We start from the raw sequence: 24,150 nt of genomic DNA, 5'->3' as shown, positions 1-24,150 counted from the left end.
CCGTCCTGCGCCGCCCTGCCCCCCGCCCCCCCCGGCGGGGGGCGGCGGGGGGGGGGGCGTTCGTGGTGGGGGGGGGGCCCCCCCCCCCCCACGCCCCGCCCGGCGGGGCTTCGCCCCCCGGACCCCCCTTCGTAGGTGGTTGCGTTGGGGTTGTTTTGGGGCGGTTTGTTGGTGGGTGCTTTATTTGGGGGCCTGGTAGGACGTGGTCTTACGGCTGGACAGCTTGGCGGGCTTTTCGTGTAGTGAGCACGTCGAATCGGGTGGGTTCGCAGGACCGCAGAACCCTGGGCACCGCGGTGCAGCGTTGAAAGGCCCGTCGTTTATGCGCTCCTGCTGAAAACGAGGAAGGGGCTTCCCTTTTCGATCTCGGGCTGGCCGCGAACTGCTGCGATGGCGGCGGCACTGACGTGGTCTCGTTCGCGCCTGGACGAGTCACGGCCGGTGGGTCGGGCGAGGCCACTGGCTTATACCCGGCCCGGAATCTGCTGTGCCGGTGGGTATTTGTGTTCGAGCTTGCGTTGTCAACGGAAGTTGTTGGCTACCAAGGTGATCGAGTTTCGGATGGCGTCGGTCAATGAAGTGTCGGTGTTGAGGGCGAGGCGGGCGGCGGCTATGGCGGCGCCGGTGAAGGCGCCGACGATGGTGGTGGCGGTGAATTCGTCGAGTTCGTCGGGGTAGGCGTTGTGGAGGGCGGTGGCCAGTTGTTCCTGGCGGGTGAAGGTGCGTTGGAGCATGGTCGCGTAGACGGATGGCACGGTGAGTACCAGGCGGGCTCGGTGTTGTTCGAATTCGTCACCCGGATCTGTGCGGGTGGCGGTGAGCATGGCGGCGAAGGCACGCAGTAGGGCGTCGGCGGGGCGGTCGGTGGGGTGGCGGGCGGCGATCGCTTCCAGGCCCGCGGTGATGATGTTGGAGCGGTCGCCGAAGAGCAGATCTTCCTTCGTTGCGAAGTAGTTGAAGAAGGTGCCGGGGGAAACCTCTGCGGCCCTTGCGATTTCGGTTGTGGTGGTCTTGTCGTAGCCCTTTTCGGCGAACAGTTGGTAGGCCGCGCGCATCAGGGCTCGGCGGGTGCGTTCCTTCTTCAGTTCGCGGAGTCCGGGGTCGGCTGTGCGGTGGGGTATCGATTCGCTACCGGGCTCGTCCATGGTCGAACTCTACTATGGTGACCACAAAATTATAGTTGCATCAAATTTATAGTCACTTCAAACTGGTGGCATGTGTGGAATCACTGGATGGGTCGACTTCAGCGGCGACCTCACCGACAAACGGACCATCGTCGAGGCGATGACGGCGACCATGGCCGAGCGCGGCCCGGACGCGGGTGGCGTCTGGCTCGATCGGCACGCGGCGCTCGGTCATCGGCGCCTCGCGGTCATCGATATCGAGGGCGGCGCGCAGCCGATGACCGTGCAAACCCCGAACGGCACTGTGGCACTGGTGTATTCGGGTGAGGCCTATAACTTCACCGAGTTGCGCGCGGAACTCGTGGCCCGCGGCCATCGCTTCCGCAGCCGCTCGGATACCGAGGTGGTGCTGCGCGGCTACCTGGAATGGGGTGACGCAGTCGCCGAAAAGCTCACCGGCATGTGGGCTTTCGCGCTCTGGGACGCTCGTGACGAGCGGCTGGTGCTGATCCGGGACCGGCTCGGCATCAAACCGCTCTACCTGTGGCCGACCGCCGACGGGGTGCTGTTCGGTTCGGAACCCAAAGCGATATTTGCCAATCCGCTCGCCCGCCCGGTGCTCGGGCTGGACGGTCTGCGGGAACTGTTCACCATGATCATCAACCCGCGCGACGCGGTGTGGGACGGTATGCGCCAGGTGGATCCGGGCACGGTCGTCACCGTGACCAGGGACGGTATCCGGACGCGTCGTTACTGGTCGCTGCCGGTCACCGAGCACACCGACGATCTGCCGACCACCGTCGCGACCATCCGCGGCATGCTCGAGGAGAGCGTAGCGGGCCAACTGGTGGCCGACGTGCCGCTGTGCACGCTGCTTTCGGGCGGACTGGACTCGTCGGCGCTCACCGCCCTCGCCGCGGCCCGCCTCGCCGAATCCGGTGAGAAGGTCCGGTGTTTCACCGTCGATTTCGCGGATCAGTCGGAGAATTTCGTCGCCGACGAATGGCATGCGACACCCGATTCACCATTCGCGGTGGAGGTCGCCCGGCATGTCGATGCCGAACACACACGGGTCGTGATCAATTCGGCCGCGCTCGCCGCACCCGAGGTCCGGGCGGCCGTGGTGGCGGCCAGAGATCTGCCGCTCGGCTTCGGTGATGTCGACGCCTCGCTGCTGCTGTTGGCGCGGGCGGTGCGCGACCACTCCACCGTCGCGCTGTCCGGCGAAGCGTCCGACGAGATCTTCGCGGGTTACCGCTGGTTCCACGACCCGGCGGTCCGGGACGCCGACGGATTTCCGTGGCTGGCGGTCATGCCCGCAGGCACCGGGATACGCACCGAAGTGCTGCGGCCGGAGGTTGTCCGGACGCTGGATCTGGAAACCTATGCGCGGGATGCGTATCGGGACGCGATCGCCGAGGTGGCGGCGCTACCTGGGGAGGGCGAGTTCGACCGCAGGATCCGCGAGATCTCGCATCTGCACCTGACCCGTTTCCTGCGGTCCATGCTGGATCGCAAGGATCGCATGAGCATGGCGACCGGCCTGGAGGTCCGGGTCCCGTATTGCGATCACCGGCTCGTCGAATACGTGTACAACGTGCCGTGGTCGATGCGGACCCATGACGGCAGGGAGAAGAGCCTGCTGCGCGCGGCGACCGCGGACATATTGCCGGAATCGGTGGTGCGGCGGGTCAAGGGCCACTATCCGATGGCTAAGGACAGCGCCTACTTCGAAGCGATACAGCGGCAGGCCGGCGCGGTGCTGCGCGAGCGGCCCGACCATCCGGTCCTGGAGTTGATGGACCGGGCCGTCGTCGCCGAACTCGTCGCCAAAGCGCCGGACGGTTTATCCCTCGGGCACCGGTTCGGCTTGGAACAGTTCCTCGATTTTGTTGTCTGGATCGACCACTATCATCCTGAATTGCCTTGACGCACAAACAAAAACGGGACGGCACCGAGCCGTCCCGTTTTCTTATTCGAATCAGCTTGCCGTCGAACGGAATCCGCGCAGCCGCAGGCTGTTGCTGACGACGAACACCGAGGAGAACGCCATCGCGGCCCCGGCGAGCATCGGGTTCAACAGTCCCGCCATCGCGAGCGGAATCGCCGCGACGTTGTAGGCGAAGGCCCAGAACAGGTTGCCCTTGATGGTGCCGAGGGTGCGGCGGGAGAGCCGGATGGCGTCGACGGCGGCACGCAGATCGCCGCGCACCAGGGTCAGGTCGGCGGCCTCGATGGCGACATCGGTGCCGGTGCCCATGGCCAGACCCAGATCGGCCCTGGCCAGCGCCGCCGCATCGTTGACGCCGTCGCCGACCATGGCGACCACCTTGCCGTCGGCCTGTAGCCGTTCGATCACCGCAACCTTGTCCTGCGGCAGGACCTCCGCGATGACCTGTTCGATGCCGACCTGATCGGCGATGGTGCGGGCGGCGGCCGCATTGTCACCGGTCAGCATGACGGGTGTCAGTCCGAGCGCACGCAGCCGCGTAATCGCCTCGGCCGAGGTCGGTTTCACCGCGTCGGCGACGATGAGCACGCCGCGCGCGCTGCCGTCCCAGCCCACCGCGACAGCTGTCCTGCCCTCGGATTCCGCTGTGCGCATGGCCTTTTCGAGGTCCGCCGACAGGTGCTGCGACCAGTCGGCGAGCAGTCGGGCCCGGCCGACGATCACCGCGTGACCATCCACCACGCCCTGTACGCCGAGTCCCTCGATATTGGCGAATCCCTCGACCGCGGGCAGCTCGCCGAACTTCTCCTTCGCGGCCTTAGCGATCGCCTGCGCGATCGGGTGCTCCGACGAATCCTCCAGCGCGCCAGCCAGTTCCAGGACACGGTCCGCATCCGTGCCGTCGGTGGCGACGGTTTCGATCAGTGTCATCCGGCCGGTGGTGACGGTGCCGGTCTTGTCCAGCACCACGGTGTCCACCCGACGGGTCGACTCCAAAACCTCCGGACCCTTGATCAGGATGCCGAGCTGCGCGCCGCGTCCGGTGCCGACCAGCAGCGCCGTCGGCGTGGCGAGGCCGAGCGCGCACGGGCAGGCGATGATGAGCACCGCCACCGCGGCGGTGAAGGCCGCGGCGACGGAACCGCCGGTGCCGAGCCAGAATCCGAGCGTCGCCACCGCCAGCGCGAGCACAACGGGAACGAAGATGCCGGAGATCCGGTCGGCCAGCCGCTGCGCCTGCGCCTTGCCGGTCTGTGCGTCCTCGACCAGCTTTGCCATCTGCGCGAGTTGGGTATCCGCACCGATTCGGTTGGCCCGCAGCATGATTCGTCCGCCGACGTTTACCGTCGCGCCGACGACCGTGTCACCGGGGCTGACCTCCACCGGCGCCGATTCACCGGTCAGCATCGAGGCGTCGACCGCCGATGAGCCGTCGACCACAACGCCGTCGGTGGCGATCTTCTCGCCGGGCCGCACCACGAAGCTATCGCCGACGGTCAACTGCTCCACCGGAATTCGCTGCTCAACGCCACCGCGCAGCACCGAGACCTCCTTGGCCCCGAGCTCCAGTAGCGCGCGCAGCGCCGCACCGGCCCGGCGCTTGGATCGCGCCTCGAAGTAGCGTCCGGCCAGGATGAAGGTGGTGACGCCAGCCGCGGCCTCCAGGTAGATGCTGCCGCTGCCGTCGGTGTGCGAGACGGTGAATTCGAATGGGTGCCGCATGCCCGGCATCCCCGCGGTGCCCCAGAACAGGGCGTATACCGACCAGCCAAGCGCCGCAAGGGTTCCCATCGACACCAGGGTGTCCATGGTCGCGGTGTAGTGCCGCAGGTTGGTCCAGGCGGCCTGGTGGAAGGGGAGCGCGCCCCACACCACCACCGGTGCGGCCAGCGTCAGCGAAAGCCATTGCCAGTTGGTGAATTGCAGCGCCGGGATCATGGCCATGGCGATCACCGGCACGGTCAGAACGAGGGAGACCAGCAGCCGGGTGCGCAGCGCCGCGGTCGGATCGGCCTCGGCCGCCGCCGTTTCCGGCTCCGCCTTCCCGGCGGGTAGCGCCGCGGTGTAACCGGCCTGCTCGACGGTGGCGATGAGCCGCGCGGGCGAGACGTCGCCGGTGAATTCGACGCGCGCCTTCTCGGTGGCGTAGTTGACCGTCGCGGTCACGCCGTCGAGCCGGTTCAGTTTCTTCTCGATGCGGTTGGCGCAGGACGCGCAGGTCATACCGCCGATCACCAGCTCGACCTGGCCGGTGGCCGTTGATTCTGTCGTGAGGGTCATCGGGGCTCCTCTCATCGCCGATATCCGTACCATACCCCCCTAGGGTAATTAGATGTCAAGGCTGAGTGTGCCGAGTGCCCGGCCGAATGGCCGGGCACAGCGGATATCAGGGCCGATAGGTGACGAGCCGAACGGCGGGCGCCGAAACCACCTGGGCGTCGCCGTCGGGGTCGAGTCGGATGTGCAGGAAACCGCCCTCGATCCGGATCAGCACATCGTCCACCTCGTCGGTCGGCCTGCCATCCCGTCCGGTGATCAGGTATCCGCTCACCAGCTGGACCCGGTGTGCCTGGCGCCAATTCGATTGCATGACGGTCTCTTTCGGTTCGGCCGCCGGTGCGGGCGGGAAGTCCAGCTCGGGCCGGGCGACGTGGTTGAAGTAGTTGGAGAGGGTATTGAGCGCGACATGTCCGATGGTTTCGGCTATTTCGGCATCCGTTACGTCCCGCGCCCGGGCCGCTGCCAGTGCGTCGTCGGTGATATCGCCGCGGGTGCGCATGACCGCGGCGGCGAGCTGAAGTACCGCGTCGGTGTGCGGATCGTCGGCGTGTGCGTCGCGCGTGGCCCGGATCTCGTCATCGGTCAGCCCCAACTTTCCGGCGCGCATGGTGTGCGCGGCGACGCAGTAGTCACAGCCGTTCTCGGCGGCGACCAGTAGCGCGAGGCGTTCGCGGGTGCGGGCGCGCAGGTTGCCGCGGGTGAGCGCGTCGCGGAAATTCAGGTAGCCGCGCAGGGTGGCCGGGCTGTTCGCCATGGTGGCGTAGAGGTTCGGTACGCGACCGAGCTGGCGCCGCACCTCGGTGAGCAGTTCGCCCTGTTCGGCATCGGCGGTTTCGGCGGTCAGCAGGGGTAGCCGGGACATCTGCACTCCAAGTTGTTCGAAATCTGGTGGTACCGAACGGTTCCGAACAAGACGGTACTGATCGGTACCGTCTTCGTCAAGAGGAACGGTACCGATCGGTTCCGTTCTGCTACGGTGGGTGCATGGCAACACGGGCGAGGCAGCGGCTGCTCGATACCGCTGAAGAGCTGTTCTATGTGGAGGGTGTCCGCGCGGTCGGGCTGGAGCGATTGCTCCAGGAGTCCGGTGTCGGCCGCGCGTCGTTCTATCGGCACTTCGCGAGCAAGGACGACCTGGTGGTCGCGGTGCTGACGGAGCGAGACCAGCGCTGGCTGGCCTGGCTGCGAGAAGCGGTGGCGGACAAGACATCCGATCCGGTGGACCGGCCACTCGCCGTCTTCGACGCGCTGGCGGAGCGGTTCGCCCGCGACGACTTCCGCGGATGCGCCTTCATCAACACCATGATCGAGGTGGCCGATCGCGACTGTGCCGCACATCAGGTGGCGGACCGGCACAAACAGCATGTGGCCGAGTACTTGGCCGAGCTGTTGACGGCGGCGGGGCAACCCGACGCGTCAACGCTGGCAAAAGAATTCGCGCTGCTCGTGGACGGTGCGATCGTCACCGCGTTGCGCGAGGGTACGCCGGAGGCGGCCGCCAGGGCGCGCGCCATCGCGGAGCGTCTGCTCGCGTAGTCGCGATCGGCCCATCGCTTCTCGTACTTCCGAACGATTCCGCTCGACTACTACTGCCCGTAGTATCCGATTTGTGTGGATCGGTGATCGGCGATGAATTTCGGACTCGGTGGGCTGCTGACGGTGCTCGCGCCTGTCAGGCCTGGTACGGCCCGCAGGACGTCAGCTCGGGTCGGAGCCGCGAATGGCGGCGAACCAGAGCGCGGACGCCGCGGCGACGCAGGTGGCGCCGAGGAAGCCCGCGAGACCGCCCCCGGCGATGTAGACCCATAGCAATCCGGCGAAGGGTGCGGCGACCGCCGACTGTGCGTCGAACAGGAGCCGTCGTGAAATCCGCAGCGTGCCAGGGGCATTCGGGTCAGGACGGGACGGATTGTCGATGAGCCTGCCGGGCGGCTCACTGGAGCGCACCCGTCCCGACGGGTACACGCGCAACTCGCCGACACGCGGAATGCGACCGTCGAGCGTCGCGGTGGTTTCCGTCATCGGCAGCAGTGCGGGCTCGAAGTACACCGGCAGCCAGAGGTTTCGGCCGCCGACGGTGAGTTCCAGCCAGGACCGGCTGTCCAACCGGTGCTGTTGGCGCACCCGTTTCGCCGCGCCGGTCGCGCCGGTCAGGCCGTTCGGCAGGTATCCCAACGCCGTTGCGACCCGAAAGACGCTGTATCCCAACACAAGCACCGCGACGGTGACCAGTCCGGCAACCTGATCCGAATCGCCGAACGGCGCCCAAGCGGCACACACCGCGAGGACGCCGATCGTCACAATCGTTGGATAGGCCAGCGGGTGGCCCGATCCGGAACTCACTTCAGGAAGCCGACTTTGGTGTAGTCGGGCGACGCCATGCCGAACGCGCCCCAGTTGGCGAGGTCGGCGCGCACCGCATGGGTGCCTGAGGCCTGGGACAACGGCAGCGAATGGCCCTCCGCCCAAATCATCTGGTCGCAGCGATTGGCGAGTTCGAGCGCCTTGTTCTCGTCGAGCTCACTCATCGTCTGGTCGATCAGCGCGTTCAGCTCGGGTGAGCCGACGCGGGCCTTGTTGCTCTGCCAGTTGGCCGGGTCGTACCAGTAGATTTGCGGGAGGGAGATCAACGGCAGCACGCTACCACCCCAACCATGTTGCGCCAGTTCGAAATTGCCCGGATCGATAACGTCGGTGAAAAGGCCCGTGCCCGGCACGGTTTGGATCTCCACCTTGACGCCGACCTTGGCCAGGTTGTCCTGGATGATCTTGGCCGTATCCACCCACTGCTGCTGCTGATACATGACGTCGCGGAGCACCAGCTTGCGGCCATCCTTCTCGCGCACGTCACCGTTGAGCTTCCAGCCGAGCGCGTCGAGATCGGCCGCCGCCTGCTGCGGATTGTAGGCCATCGGCGCCGAATTGTCCTGGTAGCCCTTCTGTCCCGCCATGAAGATGTGGTTGTTGAGCGTCTTGGGGTTGGCCACGATGCCGTTCTGGCCCGAGTTCACGATGGTCTGCCTGTCGATGGCCTTGCCGATCGCCAACCGCAGCTTCGGATCCTCCAGAATCGATCCGGGGGCGCCGTTCAAGGTGACCACGTTGAAAGACGGCTCCGGCGCTCGGCGCAGCACGACGCCGGGTGCGTTGCGTGCGCCCGTCACATTCGCCAGCCCGGACATGTACGCCTCGTCGAGCTCGTTGTTCTGGATCGCGGTCAACCACGCACCCGCATCGAGCACGCTGAAGGTGATGGTGTCCAGCTTCGGGGTCTCACCCCACCATTTCGGGTTGCGGCTCAACGTGATTCGCCGCTGCGTCCGGTCGATATTGGTGATGACGAACGGACCGGAGCTCAGCGGCAGGCTGTTGCGCGCGAAATCATTGAAGGTCTGCGGACTTTCGGTCACCTGCTTCGGGTAGAGCGGGCCGAACTGACCCTTCCATTCCGAATACGGTTTCGCGAAGGTGATGATCGCCTGCCGATCGTCGACGCCGCGTTCGACCTTCGCGACACGCTCGAAGCCGGCGGTCGTGGTGATCAGGAAATCCTTGTTCGCACCGGACATGGCCGCGGCCTGTGATCGCAGATCCTCCCAGGTGATGGGCGAACCGTCGGACCAGACGGCCTTCGGGTTGATCGTGTACGTGACCTGCTGCGGGTTGGTATTCGTCAGTTGGATGTCGGTGAAGTAGTTGTGGTCGACGGTCAGGTTGCCCGACGCGTCGCTGATGAACGGCGCCGGCATCAGCGGCCCGATCACCGCCCCGACATCCGCGTCGCCGCCGTCGACATGCAGGTTATTGAACGTAGCCGGGAATGAAGTGATCGCGAGCCGCAGATTGCCACCGTCTTTCAGCTCGCTGCGGTCGTGCGGATTGATGTCGTTGGTGGTGCCGATATCCACGTTGGCCGGCTGCGACGTATCGCCCGCACCGCCGCACCCCGACAGCAACAATCCGAGCGCGACCACCGGGATCGCCATCCGTACCACCGTTGAACGCGTCCGCATGGATCGCTCCTTCCGTCGACCGGTCATTTCACGAAGCCGATTCTGGGACATCAACCTCTCCTAACGCGCGACGACCGGAACCGGCACCGCATCGATCAGCTGACGGGTGTATTCGTGCGTCGGCGCGCCGAGAATCTGTTCGGCGGGCCCGGATTCGACGATCCGGCCGCGGAACATCACCGCGATATCGTGCGCCAGGTTGCGCACCACCGAAAGATCGTGCGAGACGAACAGATACGACAGACCACGCTCGATCTGCAAGCGGCGCAACAGATTCAGCACTCCGGCTTGAATCGAGACGTCGAGCGAGGACACCGGCTCGTCCAGCACCAACAGTTCCGGATCGAGGGCGAGTGCGCGCGCGATATTGATGCGCTGCTTCTGGCCGCCGGAGAAGTCGGCCGGGTAGCGGTCCGCGTGTTCGCGGCGCAGGCCGACCTGTTCCAGCAATTCCGGTACCCGGCGGTCGATTTCGGCGCGGGGGCGGCCGTCGATACGCAGCGGTTGGGCCAGCGCGTCGAAGATCGGCAGGCGCGGATCCAGCGAGGCCGCCGGATCCTGGAAGACGATCTGCATCTTGCGCCGGATCTCCCGCTTGCGGGCCTTGGTGAGCGCGGCGACATCGCTGCCGAGCACCTCGATGCGGCCCGCCTCCGGTGCCACCAGATCCATGATCTGGGTGAGCGTCGTCGATTTCCCGGAGCCCGACTCCCCGACCAGGGCCAGCGTGCGGCCCGCGCGCACCTCGAAACTGATGCCGTCCACCGCGCGCACCTCGCCGCGCCGCCTGCGGAACACCACGCCGGAGGTGATCGGATAGGTCTTGTGCAACTCCGAAACCCGCAGCACCACTGTGGCGTCCACGTCCCGCTCGGTCTGCGGCTCCGTGACCTCCGCACGGTATGCGGTGAACAGGCCCGCCGTATCCACCTCGGCGGTGCGGATGCAGGCCGCGCGGTGCCCCGGGCTCGTATCCTCCAGTGGCGGTTCCGCGGCCCGGCAATCGTCGATCGCGACCGGGCAGCGCGGTGCGAACGAGCAGCCGGACGGCAGATCGTGCATCGCGGGCGGTGCGCCGACGATCGGTGTGAGCGGCGCGCGGGCGGGGCCGTCCATGCGTGGGATGGAACCGAGCAGGCCCACCGTGTACGGCATCCGTGGTGCGTTGAAAAGCTCTGCGGCCACGGCTGTTTCGACGATCTTTCCGGCATACATCACCGCGACCCGATCGGCCAGCGTCGCCGCGATCCCCATATCGTGGGTGATCATGATGACGCCGGCGCCGGTGATATCGCGCGCCTTGCGCAGCAGGTCGAGGATCTGCTTCTGCACCGTCACATCCAGCGCGGTGGTCGGCTCATCGCAGATGATCAGCTCCGGATCGTTGGCGATGGCCATCGCGATCACCACCCGCTGGCGCATGCCACCGGAGAATTCGTGCGGAAAGGCCTTGGCGCGCAGGGCCGCATCCTCGATGCCGACCAGCTGCAGCAGCTCGATCGCGCGCTGCCCCGCCTGCTTCGCCGTCAAATTCCCGTGTGCCAGAAGCGCTTCGGCGATCTGATCGCCGATTCGGTAGACCGGGGTGAGCGCCGACAGCGGATCCTGGAACACCATGCTGATCGCCGAGCCGCGCAGTTTCGACAGTTGCTGATCACCGAGGGTGAGCAGTTCGCGTCCGCGCAACCGGATCGAACCGCGCACCCGTGCCTGCTCGGGCAGCAGGCCGATCACCGAAAGCGCGGAAACCGACTTGCCGGAACCGGATTCGCCGACGATGGCCAGCACTTCACCGTCGTAAACGGTGTAGTTCACCCCGCGTACGGCGTCGACGCGGCCCTCTTCGCTCGGAAACGAGACGTACAGGTCGGACACCTCGAGCAGCGGTGCGGTCGTATTCCGCATGATCACACCTTCGCCTTCCGTCGCGATCTGGCCCGTTTGGCGCTGGGATCGAATGCGTCGCGCAGTCCGTCGCCGATCAGGTTCGCGCACAGCACGATGGTGATCAGCACGCCGCCGGAGAACATGAACAGCCACGGGTAGGTGAACGCCGATGGTCCGCCTTCCGAAATCAGCGAGCCCAGCGACACATCCGGCGGCTGGACACCGAATCCCAGATAGCTCAAACCGGTTTCGGCCAGGATCGCCGAACCGACGTTCAGCGTGGTGTCGATGATCAGGATCGAGGCGATGTTCGGCAGGATGTGGGTGAGAATCACGGTGCGCGTCGGAGCGCCCATATACCTTGCCGCCCTGACGAATTCGCGGTCGCGCAGGCTCAGGGTGAGGCCGCGCACAATGCGTGCGCTGATCATCCAGCCGAATAGACTGAGCAGCACGATCAGCAGGATGATCGAACCGCTGCCCTTCGTCTTCGGCGCGAACAGCGCGATGATGATGAAGCTCGGCACCACGAGCAACAGGTCGACCAGCCACATGATGGCGCGATCGGTCCAGCCGCCGAGCAAACCGGCGACGGTGCCCGCGAGGGCCGCGATCGAGGTCGAGACGACCGCCACGCACAAGCCGATGATCAGCGATTTCTGCATGCCGCGCACGGTGCGCGCGAGCACGTCCTCACCGGGCGCCGTGGTACCGAACGGGTGCCGTGCACTCGGCGGTTTGAGGAATGCGCTGCGATCGAGATCGTGATAGCCGTACGGCAGGAAATGCGGCAGCACGAAACTCGCGACGAACAGCGCGATGAGCACGACCGCCGCGATAACCGCCGGTCTGTTGCGTAAAAACCTGCGCACCACCAGCTTTCGGCGGCCGGCTGCCATCGGCTCCGGCGCGCCCTGCGTGATCACTTCGACTTCGGTCATGACACCCGCACCCGTGGATCGAGAATCGCGTACACCACATCGGACAGCAGACCCGAGACCAGCACCACCAAACCGGCGAAGGCCGTCACGGTCACCACCGGATACAGATCCTGCCCGTTGATCGAATCGATCAACCATTCGCCGACGCCGTGCCAGCCGAAGATCTTCTCGGTGAAGGCGGCGCCGGTGATCAAACCGCCGAGGCCGTAGGCGAACAGGGTGGCCATCGGGATGAGCGCGGTGCGCAGCCCGTGCTTGTACAGTGCGCGCCGCCTGGTCAGGCCCTTCGCGCGGGCGGTGCGGATGAAATCGCTCTGCAGCACGTCGAGCATCGCGTTGCGCTGGTAGCGGCTGTACCCGGCCATGCCGGCGAGGGCGAGGCCGAGCGTCGGCACGATGATGTGTTTGAAGCGATCGACGAACTGATTCCACAGGCCGTGCACGGCATTCGCCGACGTCTCACCGGTATACATCAGCAACTGCTGCCCGCTGATCGTATTGATTTGCAGCGCACCGTATTTCAACAGCGTCGCGAGCAGGAACACCGGCGTGCTCAGCAGCACCAGCGAAATAATGGTGGTGAAGTAATCGCTGAATTTGTATTGCCGGATCGCGCCCGCCGCGCCGATCAGCACGCCGAGTACCGTGCCGACCACCGAACCGATGATCAGCAACCGCAGACTGACCCCGATCCGACGGCCCAGTTCGGTGCTCACCGGCTGATCCGCGAGCGTTTTCCCGAAATCGCCGTGTACGACGCCCTTCAACCATTCTCCGTAGCGCTGCGGGATCGGATCGTTGAGGTGCAGCTCCGCCGCCTTCGCGTCGATCACCGACTGCGGTGGCCGCGGATTGCGCTGCTCGAGGCTGTCCAGCGGCTTGAAAGTGAGCGAGGCCAGGCTGAACGTCATGAACGATGCCAGCAGGAGTAGTACGACATAGTTGAGCGCACGTCGCAGCAGAAAGCCGGTCATCGGTCCCCTGGTTCTCGGTCGGGTATCTGGTCGATCATAAAGACGCGCCCGGCTCGACGTGCGCTACGCGCGCATTCGACTTAGACCTCTATTCTGGCGGCACAGCCGCACGTGGCAATGTCAACACGGGGGGAGAAGCATGAACTATCCACAATTTCCGTCGCGGTACGAGCCGTACCCGGGATATCCGGCGCACACCGCGCCGCCCAGCGGCACGACCGCGATCATCGCCGGGGTGCTCGCCGCCATCGGCGCGGTCGGGCAATTGCTCAGCGGCGCGGTAAACGTCGCCTTCGGCCTCTCGGACGCGATCGACAGGTTGCGCGACTACGACTCGACCGGGCTAATGGCGCAGAGCTGGTACAAGCCGTTCGTGGTTAGCACCGGGCTGACCGCCATCGTGGCCGGGGCATTGCTCGGCGGCGGCGCGATCGCACTGCTCAAGCGGCGACGATTCGGGGTGATCACGATCGTCATCGGCTGCGCGATCGTCGTCGTGCTCGGCGTCATCTCGTTGATCATGACACTGAACTACTCCGCGGATAGCGAGCCGCCGGTACAACTCGGCGGTGTGGCCGGGGCGATCGGGCTGCTGTTCCCGGTGTCAACAGCGGTGCTCGCGTTGGTGCCGAACACCCGGCGCTGGTTGGAATTCAAGGCGACCCAGCCCTATCCCGTCCCTGCGGGCTACCCATACGGAAATCCGCAAATGTACAGCACGCCAACCGGTTTCGGTTCCCCGCCGCCTTATCCGGCCGCACCGGGAGCGCCGAGCATGCCGGGATCCCCGCTCGCCGCAGGAACCCCGGCTGTGCCGGGAACCTCGGTCGGGCCGGAAACTTCTGCTGCGCCAGGACTGTCAGTTGGTCCGGGAACTTCGGCTAAGCCGGGAGCGTCGGTCGGGCCGGAAACTCCTGCTGCGCCAGGACCGTCAGCCGTGCCGGGAATCCCGGTCGCTTCGCAGTGGTCTTCTCCGCCCGCGCAATCCGATCAGCCGCTCGGCGCGTTCGACTATCCGCCGATGCCCGAGTCCGGCGCGTCCGAACCGTCGGCCGATGATCAGTGGCGGCGTCCGTCGTCCTGAGGTTCGGCCCGCGCCCACCGGGTATGGGCCGTCCGGCAGGATGGAATAGGTGACACCCCTGCACCTGCCCAAGCCGAAATTGGTGGCCACCGATGTCGACGGCACCCTGATCGACCACAACGAGCGGGTCACCGCGCGCACCAGGGCCGCGGTGGCCGCGCTGCTCGCCGACGGCGTGCCGTTCGTGCTGGCCACCGGCCGCCCGCCGCGCTGGATCGAACCGGTGGTGCAGGGGCTCGGTCACGCGCCGCTGTGTGTCTGCGGCAACGGCGCGGTCATCTACGACAGCGCCACCGACCGCGTGCTCGACAGCAGGACACTCGACGTGGAAACCCTCGCCTGGATCGCCGAGCTGGCCGAACGGGCGCTCCCCGGCTGCGGTCTGGCGGCCGAGCGGGTCGGGGCACGGGCGCACGACGCGGCGACACCACAGTTCGTCAGCTCACCCGAATACGAACACGCCTGGCTCAACCCGGACGACACCGCGGTCTCCCGCGCCGAGGTGGTCGACGCACCCGCCATCAAAATGCTCATCCGGCTACCCGGCGCGGCCAGCGGTGCGATGCGCGCGGCGCTGACACCGCTGATCGGCGACCGCGCCGATATCACCTACTCCACCGATCACGGTTTGATCGAACTGTCCGCGCCCGGTGTCACCAAGGCATCCGGCCTGGCCACCGTAGCGCAGCGATTCGGGGTGGCCGACGCGGCGATCGTCGCCTTCGGCGATATGCCCAACGACGTCCCCATGCTGACCATGGCCGGCCGCGGCGTCGCCATGGCCAACGCCCACCCGGAGGCACTCGCCGCCGCCGACGAGGTGACCGCGGCGAACTCCGCCGACGGCGTCGCCGTCGTGCTCGAACGCTGGTGGGGCTGAACCGAAGGCGACCATTTGGCGGGGAGCTATCCGGCCGTCGAAGCTACTATTTGCGCACCACGTAGCGCAGATGCAGGACGCCGGGATCCTCCAGCGTGCGTACCAGCTCGAGTTCTATGTGCTCGGCCGGGAGCCCATCGAACAGTCGTCGGCCGCGGCCGAGCAGCACCGGCCGGAGCTGGATGTCGATCATGTCGAGTACGCCCGCCTTCAGAGCCTGCTGGCCTGTGTAGGCGCCGTGCATCATCACGTTCCGCCCGCCCGCGGCCTGTTTGGCCTGTTCGACACAGGCGGCGATGCCCTCGGTGACGTAATGCACTCGGTCGTAAGGGTTCTCGGTCGGCGGCCGGTGTGTCGGCACGAAGATCGGCACCCCGTCGTGGTGGTCCCCGCCCCAGTAACCGGCGAAGTCTCCGGTCCGTTTCCCGGTGATCACGGCCCCGGTCGCCATGGCCTCGTCGAATACGAGTCGGCTGTTGGGGTACGTGGGGCGGAAGGTGTGGGGCACGCCCGCGTCGGACGCGCCTCCGCCGCTGAGCCAGTCCATCAGCCGCATCCCGTTGGTGCCGGCGGGGTTCTCGGCGTTGTCGTCCGGACCGGTGATGAACCCGTCGAGTGACATGGCCATGGTCAGGAATACTTCAGACATTCCATTTTCATCCTTCACATCCAGTTGGCGATATGCGTTAGGACGAAGCGGGCGTCGGAAACTCATCGTGGGCGTGCCAGTCCAATGCGAGGCATTCTCATCGGCATCACCGCGCGTTCGGGGCATCAGCTAACAATGTGCTCTGCACGCGAACTGGCCTATGGGGAATCGGAGCTGGCTGTCCGCGGGAATTCTTACTGGCCGCTGTCAGGCGCTGTCGTCCGCGGACCGCGCACAGCTGGCGAGAATGCGGGGTCCGTCTGCTGGGCGCTGTCGACGACGTCGTCTTCAGTCTGCGCGCGGGCGGAGCGGGGGCTTAGGTATGCCTATCGGTTGGTGGTGTGCCCCGAGGGGATGGCGACGCCGGGAGTTGGAGGTGGGGTCGGTGTCGATGCGGTGCTCGGTGCGACCGTGCCCGGCTGTGATGATGAACGATCCTGCGGCGCATCGCGTTCCGGCGTCGCTTTGGCCGGTGCGCTCTGGTCCGCGATCGCGCCCGGTGTGGGCACCTCGTCGCGTTGAAATGAATCCTGCTGCGGCACAGCACCTTCGGTGGTGAGTGATGAGTCGGCCGGCTTCTGCTCATCGGGCGCGGTGACCGTCGCGGACGGAAGGCTACCGCTCCGCGTGGCCGCGTGGTCGGATACGGAATCCGAGCTGGCCGATGGTCGGGCCGGAACATCGTGCGGAGCAACGCTTCCGGATGTCGATAGACCGGTAGGGGCATTCGCGCCGAGCGTGGCCGGACCGAGGCGGACCGAGACAGGTTCTATCGCCGAGTCCGCGGTATCGGATTGCGCCGGAGCATCGGCCGACGGCTCTGGTGCGGTTGCCTCGTCGGATTGGGGCGAATCGGGTTGTGCGGCAGGCGGTTCAGGCGCGGCGGCCGGTCCGGGCTGCGTGGGCGGGGTTTGTGCTCCGGGATGCCCGGTCGGTGCGACACCGACGTTCCCGGCCCCCGGTGCGGCGCTGCCCGGCGAGGCCGAACCACGCTGCCCCGGTGCGGATTCCCCCGGGCGGATCGAATTCGGTTGTGCGGCAGTCGAACCAGGAGAGATCGGTGCATTCGGGCGCGGTGCGGTCACCGGTCCGGGAACGACGGGCGGGACCGAACCGGATCGAGGGGCAGATCCGGCATTCGGGCTCGTCGCGAGTGGGGGCAAAGCGGCTGATCCGGGAGCCGCGGACGGGGTCGGTGCGGATTGGGCGGGTCCGGCGTTCGGCTTCGCGCGGGGTGGGGGCGCAGCGGCCGTGGTGGGCGAGATAGCACCGGATCGGGGGTCCACTACGGCATTTGGGCTAGTGCCGACCGAGGGCGCGGTGGTGGATTTGGGGGCGGCGTTGAGTCCGGCCTGTGGGGCGGTAGCCGATTGTGTGGCCGGTCCGGTATTCGGTGCGCCGACCGGGGGCGTGGCGGCAGGTAATTGGGGCGATGAGTTGGATCCGGTGTTGGGCGCGGCGGCCGCTTGTGGGGCGGGTCCGGTGTTCGGCGTGCCGACTGCGGGTGCGGCGACAGGTGGTTGAGCCGTTGTGTCATATCCGGCGTTGGGTGCGGCGGCGGGGTCGGTGTTCGGTGTGCCGACTGCGGGGGCAGGTGGTTGAGCCGTTACGTCGGATCCAGTGTCGGGCGTGGCGGCTGGTTGTGCGGCTGGCCCGGTATTCGGTGTGTCGACTGCGGGTGCGGTGGCAGGTGGTTGGGGTGCGTCGGATCCGGTGTCGGGCGTGGCGGCCGCTTGTGGGGCGGGTCCGGTGTTCGGCGTGCCGACGGCGGGTGCGGTGGCAGATAGTTGGGGCGTTGAGCCGGGCCCGGCGTCGGGCGCAGCGGGTTGTGGGGCGGAATCGGGTTGGGGTGGAACTGCTTGTGGGGCAGCGGGTTCCGGGGTGGGGGTGGTGCGGCCGGGGACTGAGCGGCCGGAGGGGTCGCCCTGTGCGTCGGGGATGAGTTGGAGCAGGGTGGAGAAGTCGACTACCTGGGCGCCGAGGGTCGGGGTCGCGATAATGACGCCGTTGGTGAAGAGGCGGTAGAGGCCCGCGTGTCCCGGTAGCGACATCTCGGGGCCGAGTGGTGTGCCGACGCTGCTGTTCGGGCCGCCGATCCTGCGGTATTCGACCTCGATCGGAGATTCGATGCCGGAACGCGGATCCGGTGTGCCGCTTGGTACTTCGCGGCCCGCGAGTTCGCCGGGCGTCGGGCCGACGGCGAAGGTGCCGATATCGGCCGGGCTGCCGCCGTCGGGTGCGGCGGAGTATTCCGAGCGCAGGATCCGGCCCTCGCGCAGCAGTACGGTTCCGGCGGTGGCGGCGACCGCCGCGGCCGAGCGCGCATCCTCCTTCGCGGTGCCCGGATACATCTGGCAGTCGTCGGTGTCGCAGGTCTGCGCGTACGAATACCGTTGTTCGGCAAGGGCATACGAGCGGGCGGCGATGGCCTGCGCGCGCAGCGCCTCGACCCCGCCCTGATCGGCCCAGTTGGCCAATACCTCGGCGGGCACCACACCGAGCAGATAGTCCTCGACCGCCACCTGGTTGACGGTGCGTGCCTCGCCGTTGTCCATGGCGACACCGAGCGCACCGCGATATTCGCCGCCGCCGCACAGTTTCAGGTGCTCGACCGCAGGGCGTCCGGGTCCGGGATCCATCGGATAGGCCCACGGGTCGTCGGTGGTGGCCTGCCAGACGGTATCGCCGTCGCAGCCGACGGTGACGACCACATTGGCTCGCCCATCGGGCAGCGCGGTGAGGTGAGCGGCCTGGTCCGGGTTCAGCATTCGGCCAGCGACCCGTAGACCGGCCTCCGCGTACGTATCGAGCGCGCTGCCGTCGCGGCCCATCAACCGCACCCGCACCGGAACATCCGGCACCGTGCCGAGCGCGGCGCCCGGATAGTAGTGGTCGAGGATGTGCTCGGCGGTCCAGCCCTGCACGGCGCTGTCGAACGCGCCGACCTGACTCATGCCGCGGCCGTGCCCGTAGCCCGCCGCGCCGCGCAACAGCGGCGTATCCGGGTGCCACCAAAGCAGTACGGTGCCGGTGAGCAGCACGGTTCCCCCGGTGATCAGGGCAGGTGTGAGTCGCGGCAGGCCGGGTGTGCGCCGCCCGAGCGGGGCGAACGTCACGCGCGAGAGCCACGCGAGGTCAGGGCGCGACCATCCCGCGGGCCGCGCCGCGTGCCCGCGTAGTCGGTCCTTCTCGTCCCCGTTCCGGTGCTGCCTGCCTCGCATCCGTTCACTCCCACGGTTTTCCAGGACCGGCCGGGTTTGCTACCTGTCGGCATGTCGCCCAGCGCCGTCGCCACTCGAGAGCTACATTCGAGCAATTGAATAAACCTCAATCAGAGGTTTAGCATATGTGACAGTTGTGACTAAAGTGATCTTTGATGCGTCCGGCGCGACCCTATTTTTCGCGACCGAGACGACAGCAGGCGCAGCGATCACTGGTTCGACCTGAATGGAGACGCGCGTGCCGTACCGAAAAGCGAAACGTTCCTACGTGCTCCCGGTGGTCACCACGCTCGCGGTAGCGGCCCCGCTCGCGACCCTCACGCTGAGCGATTCGTCCGACTACCGCACCACCACCGATTCCGGTATCGCGGCGGTACCGGCTCAACTCGCCGAGGTGGTGCTCAGCCAGGCGCCCGATATCGTGCTCCCACTGCGCGAGCTGACCGGCCTGAACCTGCCCGATCTGCATCTGTCCGATCTGCGGATGCTGCCGCTGCCGACCTCCATCCCGGTGCCCGCGGGCATTCCGGTGCCGCCGGGCATCGAGCTGCCTTCGGAAATACCGCTGCCGAAGCTGAATCCCCCACAGGCTCAAGCCAATCCGAGCCCCGCCCCGGCGCCGAACGCGAATTCCGGTCAGCCCGGCCCGATTTCTCCGCAGGCCGGGCAGCCCGCACCACAAGCCGGGCAGCCCGCACCCCAGACCGGGCAGCCCGCGCCACAGCCCGCACAGCAGGCGGGCCAGCCCGCACCGCAGGTCGGCCAAGCCGCCCCGCAGACCGGACAACCCATCCCGCAGACCGTACAGCCCGCGCCCAGGCAACCCGCCAAAGCCCCTGCGGTCCAATACATTTCCGACAGCACCCAGCTGGCGCCCGGCACGACGCCGGACACTCCGGCCCTAGCGCCGGGCGCGATACCGCCCGACCTGCTGAACAAGGTCGGCGCCCAGGTGAAGGAACTCACCAGGGATAAGCCGTTCAGCGTCGTCGCGCTCACCGCGCCGACCCTGGCCGACACCACCGCGCTGATCCGCGCCAAACAGTCCGACGGCACCTGGGGTCCCTGGTTCAACACCGAATCCGTGGACACCCGGCGCACCGATCGCGGCCCGGCCGACCGCACCACCGGCACCGAGCCGATCTACGTCGGCAACACCAACGCGGTGCAGATCCTGGTGACCCGCAAGCAGGCGGCCGCGCAGGTCCCGCCCGCGCCGCAGCCGCCGCTCACCGATCCGGTGGTGCCACCGCCGCCCGCACCGGCGCCGGCCGCCGCGCGCGGTGACGACCCGGCCCAACTCGGCGCGGCCGCGCTCAAGGCGGTGCTGATCGATCCGGGCCGCGGCGCGATCGATGCCGCCCTCTCCGATGTCGCGGGCGCGCTGCCCGGCGGCGGGCCGAATGTGATCAGCCGCTCCCAGTGGGGCGCCGACGAATCCATCCGCTGCGAAAACCCCACCTACGACGATCGTCTCGGCGGTATCACTGTGCATCACACCGCCGGACGCAATGACTACAGCAAGGCCGAATCCGCCGCCATCGTCCGGGCGATCTACACCTATCACGCGAAAACGCTCGGCTGGTGCGATATCGGCTACAACGCGCTCGTCGACAAGTACGGCCAGATCTTCGAGGGCCGCTACGGTGGGCTTGACCGCCCGGTGCAGGGCGCGCACGCGGGCGGCTTCAACGAGAACACCTCGGGTGTCGCGCTGATGGGCAATCACGAATCCGAGCCGCCGACCGATGCGGCGCTCAACGCGATCGGCCAGTTCATCGGCTGGCGGGCCAAGATGGCCGGACTCGATCCCAAGGCCAATACCACCATGTATTCCGAGGGCACCGAGTTCACCTCGTATGCCCAGGGTCAAGCGGTGCAGCTGCCGGTCGTATTCGCGCACCGCGACGTCGGCAACACCAGCTGCCCCGGTGACGCGGCCTACGCGCTGATGGATCGCATCCGCGATATCGCCGCGAGCGTCGTCGCGGGTGCGCCCGCCGCAGCAGCACCGAAACCCGCTGATCCGCAGCCGGATTCGAATGTCCCGGCACCCAGTCAACCGGACCAGCCCGCGCCGCGACAGCGGACCGGGCAGCCGGATCTGACCGCGCTGGCCGCGCTCACCGCCAAACTGCTCGGCATGGTCAACGACAACCTCGTCGCCAGGCACTGGTCCGAGCGCGGCGGCGCGAACGGACCGCTCGGCGCGCCGCAATCCGACGTGCTGCCCGCGGCGCAGGGCCAGCAGTACGCGAAGTTCGTCAACGGTTACGTCTACACGACGCCCACCGGGCAGGTCTTCGAGGTGGCCGGGGCGATCCTGGACCGATTCCTCCAACTCGGCGCGGATGCCGGTGTCCTCGGCCTGCCGTTGAGCAACGCCTACCCGGTGCCGGACGGCTTGCGCTCCGACTTCCAGAACGGCTCGCTGATCCTCAACCAGGTGACCGGCCTCGTCAGCACGGTCTGGAAGACCTACAACGACACCTATCAGCAGGGAATGGGCAACAATCCACCGACCGGCACCGCAACGCCCGCTCCGGCGAAGTGAATTCGGTTCAGCCGCATCGGTATTGATCTCGGGTCAGGCTCGGTCCGCACCGGACCGAGCCTGCCGCATATCCGGACCAGCCCGCCGAACCATCAACTTTCGGTGCGCAATCACCGCCGATAGGCCACGTGAGCGCCGATCAGACCGCGCGCTCGACATCGTCGGGCACCGCATCGCCGAGGGATTCGGTGAGCGCGCGCAGCAATCCGGCGAGCTGGGCACGAGACTCGGTGTCGAGTGCGGCGAGCATGCGCTGCTCGTTTTCCAGGTGGATGGGTAGCAACTCGTCGACCAGCGCGCGGCCCGCCGGGGTGAGGCGGACGCGAATCGCGCGCCGGTCCTCGGGACACTGGGCGCGTTCGACCCAGCCCCGCGCCACCAGGCGGTCGATGCGGTTGGTGATCGCGCCCGAGGTGACCATGGCGACCTTGATCAGCGCGCCCGCGGTGAGCCCGTCGGCGCCCCCGGACCGGCGCAGCGTCGCCAGCACGTCGAACTCCCAGAACTCCATCTCGTATTCGGCAAAGAACTGCTTCAGACCCTGTTCGAAGAGTCGGTTGAGCCGCTGGACCCGTCCGATCACCGCCATCGGCGAGGTGTCGACCTCGGGCCGCTCGCGCCTCCAGTGCGCCGTGAACAGGTCGATCGCATCGGCCACGGCCCTCTCCTCTCGATAACCAAATATCTCAACATTGATCTACTTGACGATGAGACATCCGAAGGAGTAGATATCTCAACGTTGAGAATATCAATGAGGAGTCACCGATATGACCACACTCGCCGAGCGCAACGGATCCTCGGTCGCGGGCACCCTCGCCGTCACCGCGCTCACCCCGATCGTCTGGGGTTCGACCTACGCCGTCACCACGGAATTCCTGCCGCCGGAGCGCCCGCTGTTCACCGCGCTGATGCGCGCGCTGCCCGCGGGTCTCGCGCTGCTCGCGATCACCAGGACGCTGCCGCGCGGCGCGTGGCTCTGGCGCTCGGCGGCACTGGGCTTCCTGAATATCGGCGCCTTCTTTCCGCTGCTGTTCCTGGCCGCGTACCGACTGCCCGGCGGCGTCGCCGGTGTGCTCGGCGCGGTCGCCCCGGTGTTCGCGCTGCTGTTCGCGATCGGCGTGCTGCGGGAAAAGCCCAACGGGCGCAAGCTGATCGCGGGCCTGATCGGCGTGCTCGGCGTCTCCCTGGTCGTCCTGCGGGCCAACGCTCAGCTCGACACCGTCGGCGTGCTCGCCGGACTGGCCGGTGCGGCATCGATGGCCATGGGTACGGTGCTCACCCAGCGCTGGGGGCGGCCCGACGGCGTCGGCCCGCTGGCGATAACCGGTTGGCAGCTCACCGCGGGCGGTCTGTTCATCCTGCCGCTCGCGCTGCTCGTCGAGGGTGCGCCGCCCGCGCTGGACGGCCGGGCCATCGGCGGCTACCTGTACATCGGCGTGCTCGGCACCGCGGCGGCATACTGGCTGTGGTTCCGGGGCATTTCCAAGGTGCCCGCCACCTCGGTCGCCTTCCTCGGCCTGCTCAGCCCGGTGTCGGCGGCGGTGATCGGCTGGGTCGCGCTGGGTCAGGCATTGAGCCCGCTGCAGGTCGCCGGAATCGTCATCGCGCTCGGTAGCACCGTTGTCGGTCAGTTGGTGCGCAAGCCCGCGGCGGTCCGCCCAGCGGAACGGGCACTGGCCGACGTCGAGGTTGCTGTCTGATAATTGGGCTTGACCTTGACGTTACGTCAACTTGCAAGCTGTATGCACCGACGAAATCGAAAGGAGGAACGGTCGTGAATAACGGGGAATGGTCCATTCAGGATCTGGCGAAGGCGGCCCGTACGACCAGCCGGACGCTGCGCCACTACGGCGAGCTCGGGCTGTTGCCGCCGAGCCGGACCGGTACCAACGGCTACCGCTATTACGACCAGGACTCCTTGGTGCGGCTGCAACGCATCCTGCTGCTCCGCGAACTAGGCCTCGGCCTTCCGGTCATCGCCGAGGTGCTCGCGGGCGAGCAGGACACCAGCGCCGCATTGCGTACGCACCTGGAATTGCTTCGGCAGGAACAGGATCGGATCCGGCGCCAGATCGAATCGGTCCAAACAACGCTGCACAAGACGGAACGAGGTGAACAACTCATGGCGGCAGAGGTTTTCGACGGCTTCGACCACACCCGGTACAAGGATGAGGTGGTCGAGCGCTGGGGCAAGGACGCGTATGAGCGCGGCGACCGCTGGTGGCGTTCGATGTCGAAGGATGAGCAGAACGCGCACTTTCAAAAGCATCTGGATATCGCGGCCGACTACGGCCGGACGCATGCGGCCGGGCTCGCGCCCGACAGCGACGAGGTGCAGGCCATCGTGCAACGCCACTACGACTGGGTCGCCCTCGGCTGGCAGACCCCGGTGCCGGAGCTGGACTATTTCGCCAACCTCGGCGAAATGTACGTAGCGGACCCGCGTTTCGCGGACAACTACGACAAGCACGGGGCAGGCACGGCCGAATTCGTCCGTGACGCGATGAAGGCCTTCGTGGCTGCTAGGCGGTAACCGGCACCCCGGTTGCCATCCGCCCGAGGGGAACGCCCGCACAGCACGAGCTGTGCGGG

18 protein-coding genes are annotated in these 24,150 nt (G+C 67.1%); 7 read left to right on the top strand and 11 right to left on the bottom strand.

What is annotated here, in order from left to right; all coding sequences use genetic code 11:
• Window positions 1-521 precede the first annotated feature (521 nt).
• Entirely contained in the window at window positions 522-1,145 is a 624-nt protein-coding gene (locus LGY53_RS40625) for a TetR/AcrR family transcriptional regulator (protein WP_225731987.1), read from the bottom strand.
• A gap of 70 nt (window positions 1,146-1,215) precedes the next feature.
• On the opposite strand from LGY53_RS40625, the gene asnB reads away from it, so the two are divergent.
• Entirely contained in the window at window positions 1,216-3,054 is a 1,839-nt protein-coding gene (asnB, locus tag LGY53_RS40620) for an asparagine synthase (glutamine-hydrolyzing) (RefSeq protein ID WP_225731986.1), read from the top strand.
• A gap of 51 nt (window positions 3,055-3,105) precedes the next feature.
• Here asnB and LGY53_RS40615 read toward each other — a convergent pair whose 3' ends face one another.
• Entirely contained in the window at window positions 3,106-5,355 is a 2,250-nt protein-coding gene (locus LGY53_RS40615) for a cation-translocating P-type ATPase (protein WP_225731985.1), read from the bottom strand.
• Window positions 5,356-5,461: 106 nt separating this feature from the next.
• Entirely contained in the window at window positions 5,462-6,217 is a 756-nt protein-coding gene (locus LGY53_RS40610) for a carboxymuconolactone decarboxylase family protein (RefSeq protein ID WP_225731984.1), read from the bottom strand.
• Between the two features lie 122 nt (window positions 6,218-6,339).
• Between LGY53_RS40610 and LGY53_RS40605 the strand changes: the two genes are divergently transcribed.
• Window positions 6,340-6,891: a TetR/AcrR family transcriptional regulator gene (locus LGY53_RS40605; RefSeq protein WP_225731983.1), complete on the top strand. Its 552-nt coding sequence runs from the start codon at window positions 6,340-6,342 to the stop codon at window positions 6,889-6,891.
• 162 nt (window positions 6,892-7,053) lie between these two features.
• Here LGY53_RS40605 and LGY53_RS40600 read toward each other — a convergent pair whose 3' ends face one another.
• Genes LGY53_RS40600 through LGY53_RS40580 form a run of 5 tightly spaced genes read right to left on the bottom strand, consistent with a single transcriptional unit; the run spans window position 7,054 to window position 13,170 of the window.
• A complete protein-coding gene (locus tag LGY53_RS40600; protein WP_225731982.1) occupies window positions 7,054-7,698 on the bottom strand; it encodes a hypothetical protein in 645 nt (214 codons plus the stop codon).
• Window positions 7,695-9,368, bottom strand: coding sequence for an ABC transporter family substrate-binding protein (locus LGY53_RS40595; protein WP_225731981.1), 1,674 nt, complete (start codon window positions 9,366-9,368; stop codon window positions 7,695-7,697). The genes LGY53_RS40600 and LGY53_RS40595 overlap by 4 nt, the downstream gene beginning before the upstream one ends.
• 60 nt (window positions 9,369-9,428) lie before the next feature.
• A complete protein-coding gene (locus LGY53_RS40590; RefSeq protein ID WP_225731980.1) occupies window positions 9,429-11,273 on the bottom strand; it encodes an ABC transporter ATP-binding protein in 1,845 nt (614 codons plus the stop codon).
• A 2-nt stretch (window positions 11,274-11,275) separates the two neighbouring features.
• Entirely contained in the window at window positions 11,276-12,196 is a 921-nt protein-coding gene (locus LGY53_RS40585; protein ID WP_225731979.1) for an ABC transporter permease, read from the bottom strand.
• Window positions 12,193-13,170, bottom strand: a complete 978-nt coding sequence (locus tag LGY53_RS40580; protein WP_225731978.1) for an ABC transporter permease — start codon at window positions 13,168-13,170, stop codon at window positions 12,193-12,195. The genes LGY53_RS40585 and LGY53_RS40580 overlap by 4 nt, the downstream gene beginning before the upstream one ends.
• Before the next feature lie 139 nt (window positions 13,171-13,309).
• On the opposite strand from LGY53_RS40580, the gene LGY53_RS40575 reads away from it, so the two are divergent.
• The gene (locus LGY53_RS40575) at window positions 13,310-14,254 is read left to right on the top strand and encodes a hypothetical protein (protein WP_225731977.1); all 945 of its coding nucleotides are present in this window, start codon (window positions 13,310-13,312) and stop codon (window positions 14,252-14,254) included.
• A gap of 49 nt (window positions 14,255-14,303) precedes the next feature.
• Window positions 14,304-15,134 (top strand): HAD family hydrolase, encoded by an 831-nt coding sequence (locus LGY53_RS40570; protein WP_374111315.1) that lies wholly within the window; start codon window positions 14,304-14,306, stop codon window positions 15,132-15,134.
• Window positions 15,135-15,180: 46 nt separating this feature from the next.
• Here LGY53_RS40570 and LGY53_RS40565 read toward each other — a convergent pair whose 3' ends face one another.
• Both LGY53_RS40565 and LGY53_RS40560 read right to left on the bottom strand, forming a co-directional pair.
• A complete protein-coding gene (locus LGY53_RS40565) occupies window positions 15,181-15,783 on the bottom strand; it encodes a dihydrofolate reductase family protein (protein WP_225731976.1) in 603 nt (200 codons plus the stop codon).
• A gap of 326 nt (window positions 15,784-16,109) precedes the next feature.
• Entirely contained in the window at window positions 16,110-19,004 is a 2,895-nt protein-coding gene (locus tag LGY53_RS40560; protein ID WP_225731975.1) for a SpoIID/LytB domain-containing protein, read from the bottom strand.
• A 238-nt stretch (window positions 19,005-19,242) separates the two neighbouring features.
• On the opposite strand from LGY53_RS40560, the gene LGY53_RS40555 reads away from it, so the two are divergent.
• Window positions 19,243-21,558, top strand: coding sequence for an N-acetylmuramoyl-L-alanine amidase (locus tag LGY53_RS40555; RefSeq protein ID WP_374111314.1), 2,316 nt, complete (start codon window positions 19,243-19,245; stop codon window positions 21,556-21,558).
• Between the two features lie 139 nt (window positions 21,559-21,697).
• On the opposite strand, the gene LGY53_RS40550 is transcribed toward LGY53_RS40555, so the two are convergent.
• Entirely contained in the window at window positions 21,698-22,216 is a 519-nt protein-coding gene (locus LGY53_RS40550; RefSeq protein WP_225731973.1) for a MarR family winged helix-turn-helix transcriptional regulator, read from the bottom strand.
• Window positions 22,217-22,325: 109 nt separating this feature from the next.
• Between LGY53_RS40550 and LGY53_RS40545 the strand changes: the two genes are divergently transcribed.
• Window positions 22,326-23,258 carry an EamA family transporter gene (locus LGY53_RS40545; RefSeq protein WP_225731972.1) on the top strand — a complete coding sequence of 311 codons (933 nt, stop codon included), beginning with the start codon at window positions 22,326-22,328 and terminating at the stop codon, window positions 23,256-23,258.
• Between the two features lie 74 nt (window positions 23,259-23,332).
• Window positions 23,333-24,091, top strand: a complete 759-nt coding sequence (locus tag LGY53_RS40540; RefSeq protein ID WP_225731971.1) for a MerR family transcriptional regulator — start codon at window positions 23,333-23,335, stop codon at window positions 24,089-24,091.
• The last annotated feature ends 59 nt before the right edge of the window (window positions 24,092-24,150 follow it).

The organism is Nocardia sp. JCM 34519.1, from assembly GCF_020361265.1.
Taxonomy (GTDB): Bacteria; Actinomycetota; Actinomycetes; order Mycobacteriales; family Mycobacteriaceae; genus Nocardia; species Nocardia arthritidis_A.
This window is presented reverse-complemented; position numbering and strand designations above follow the sequence as displayed.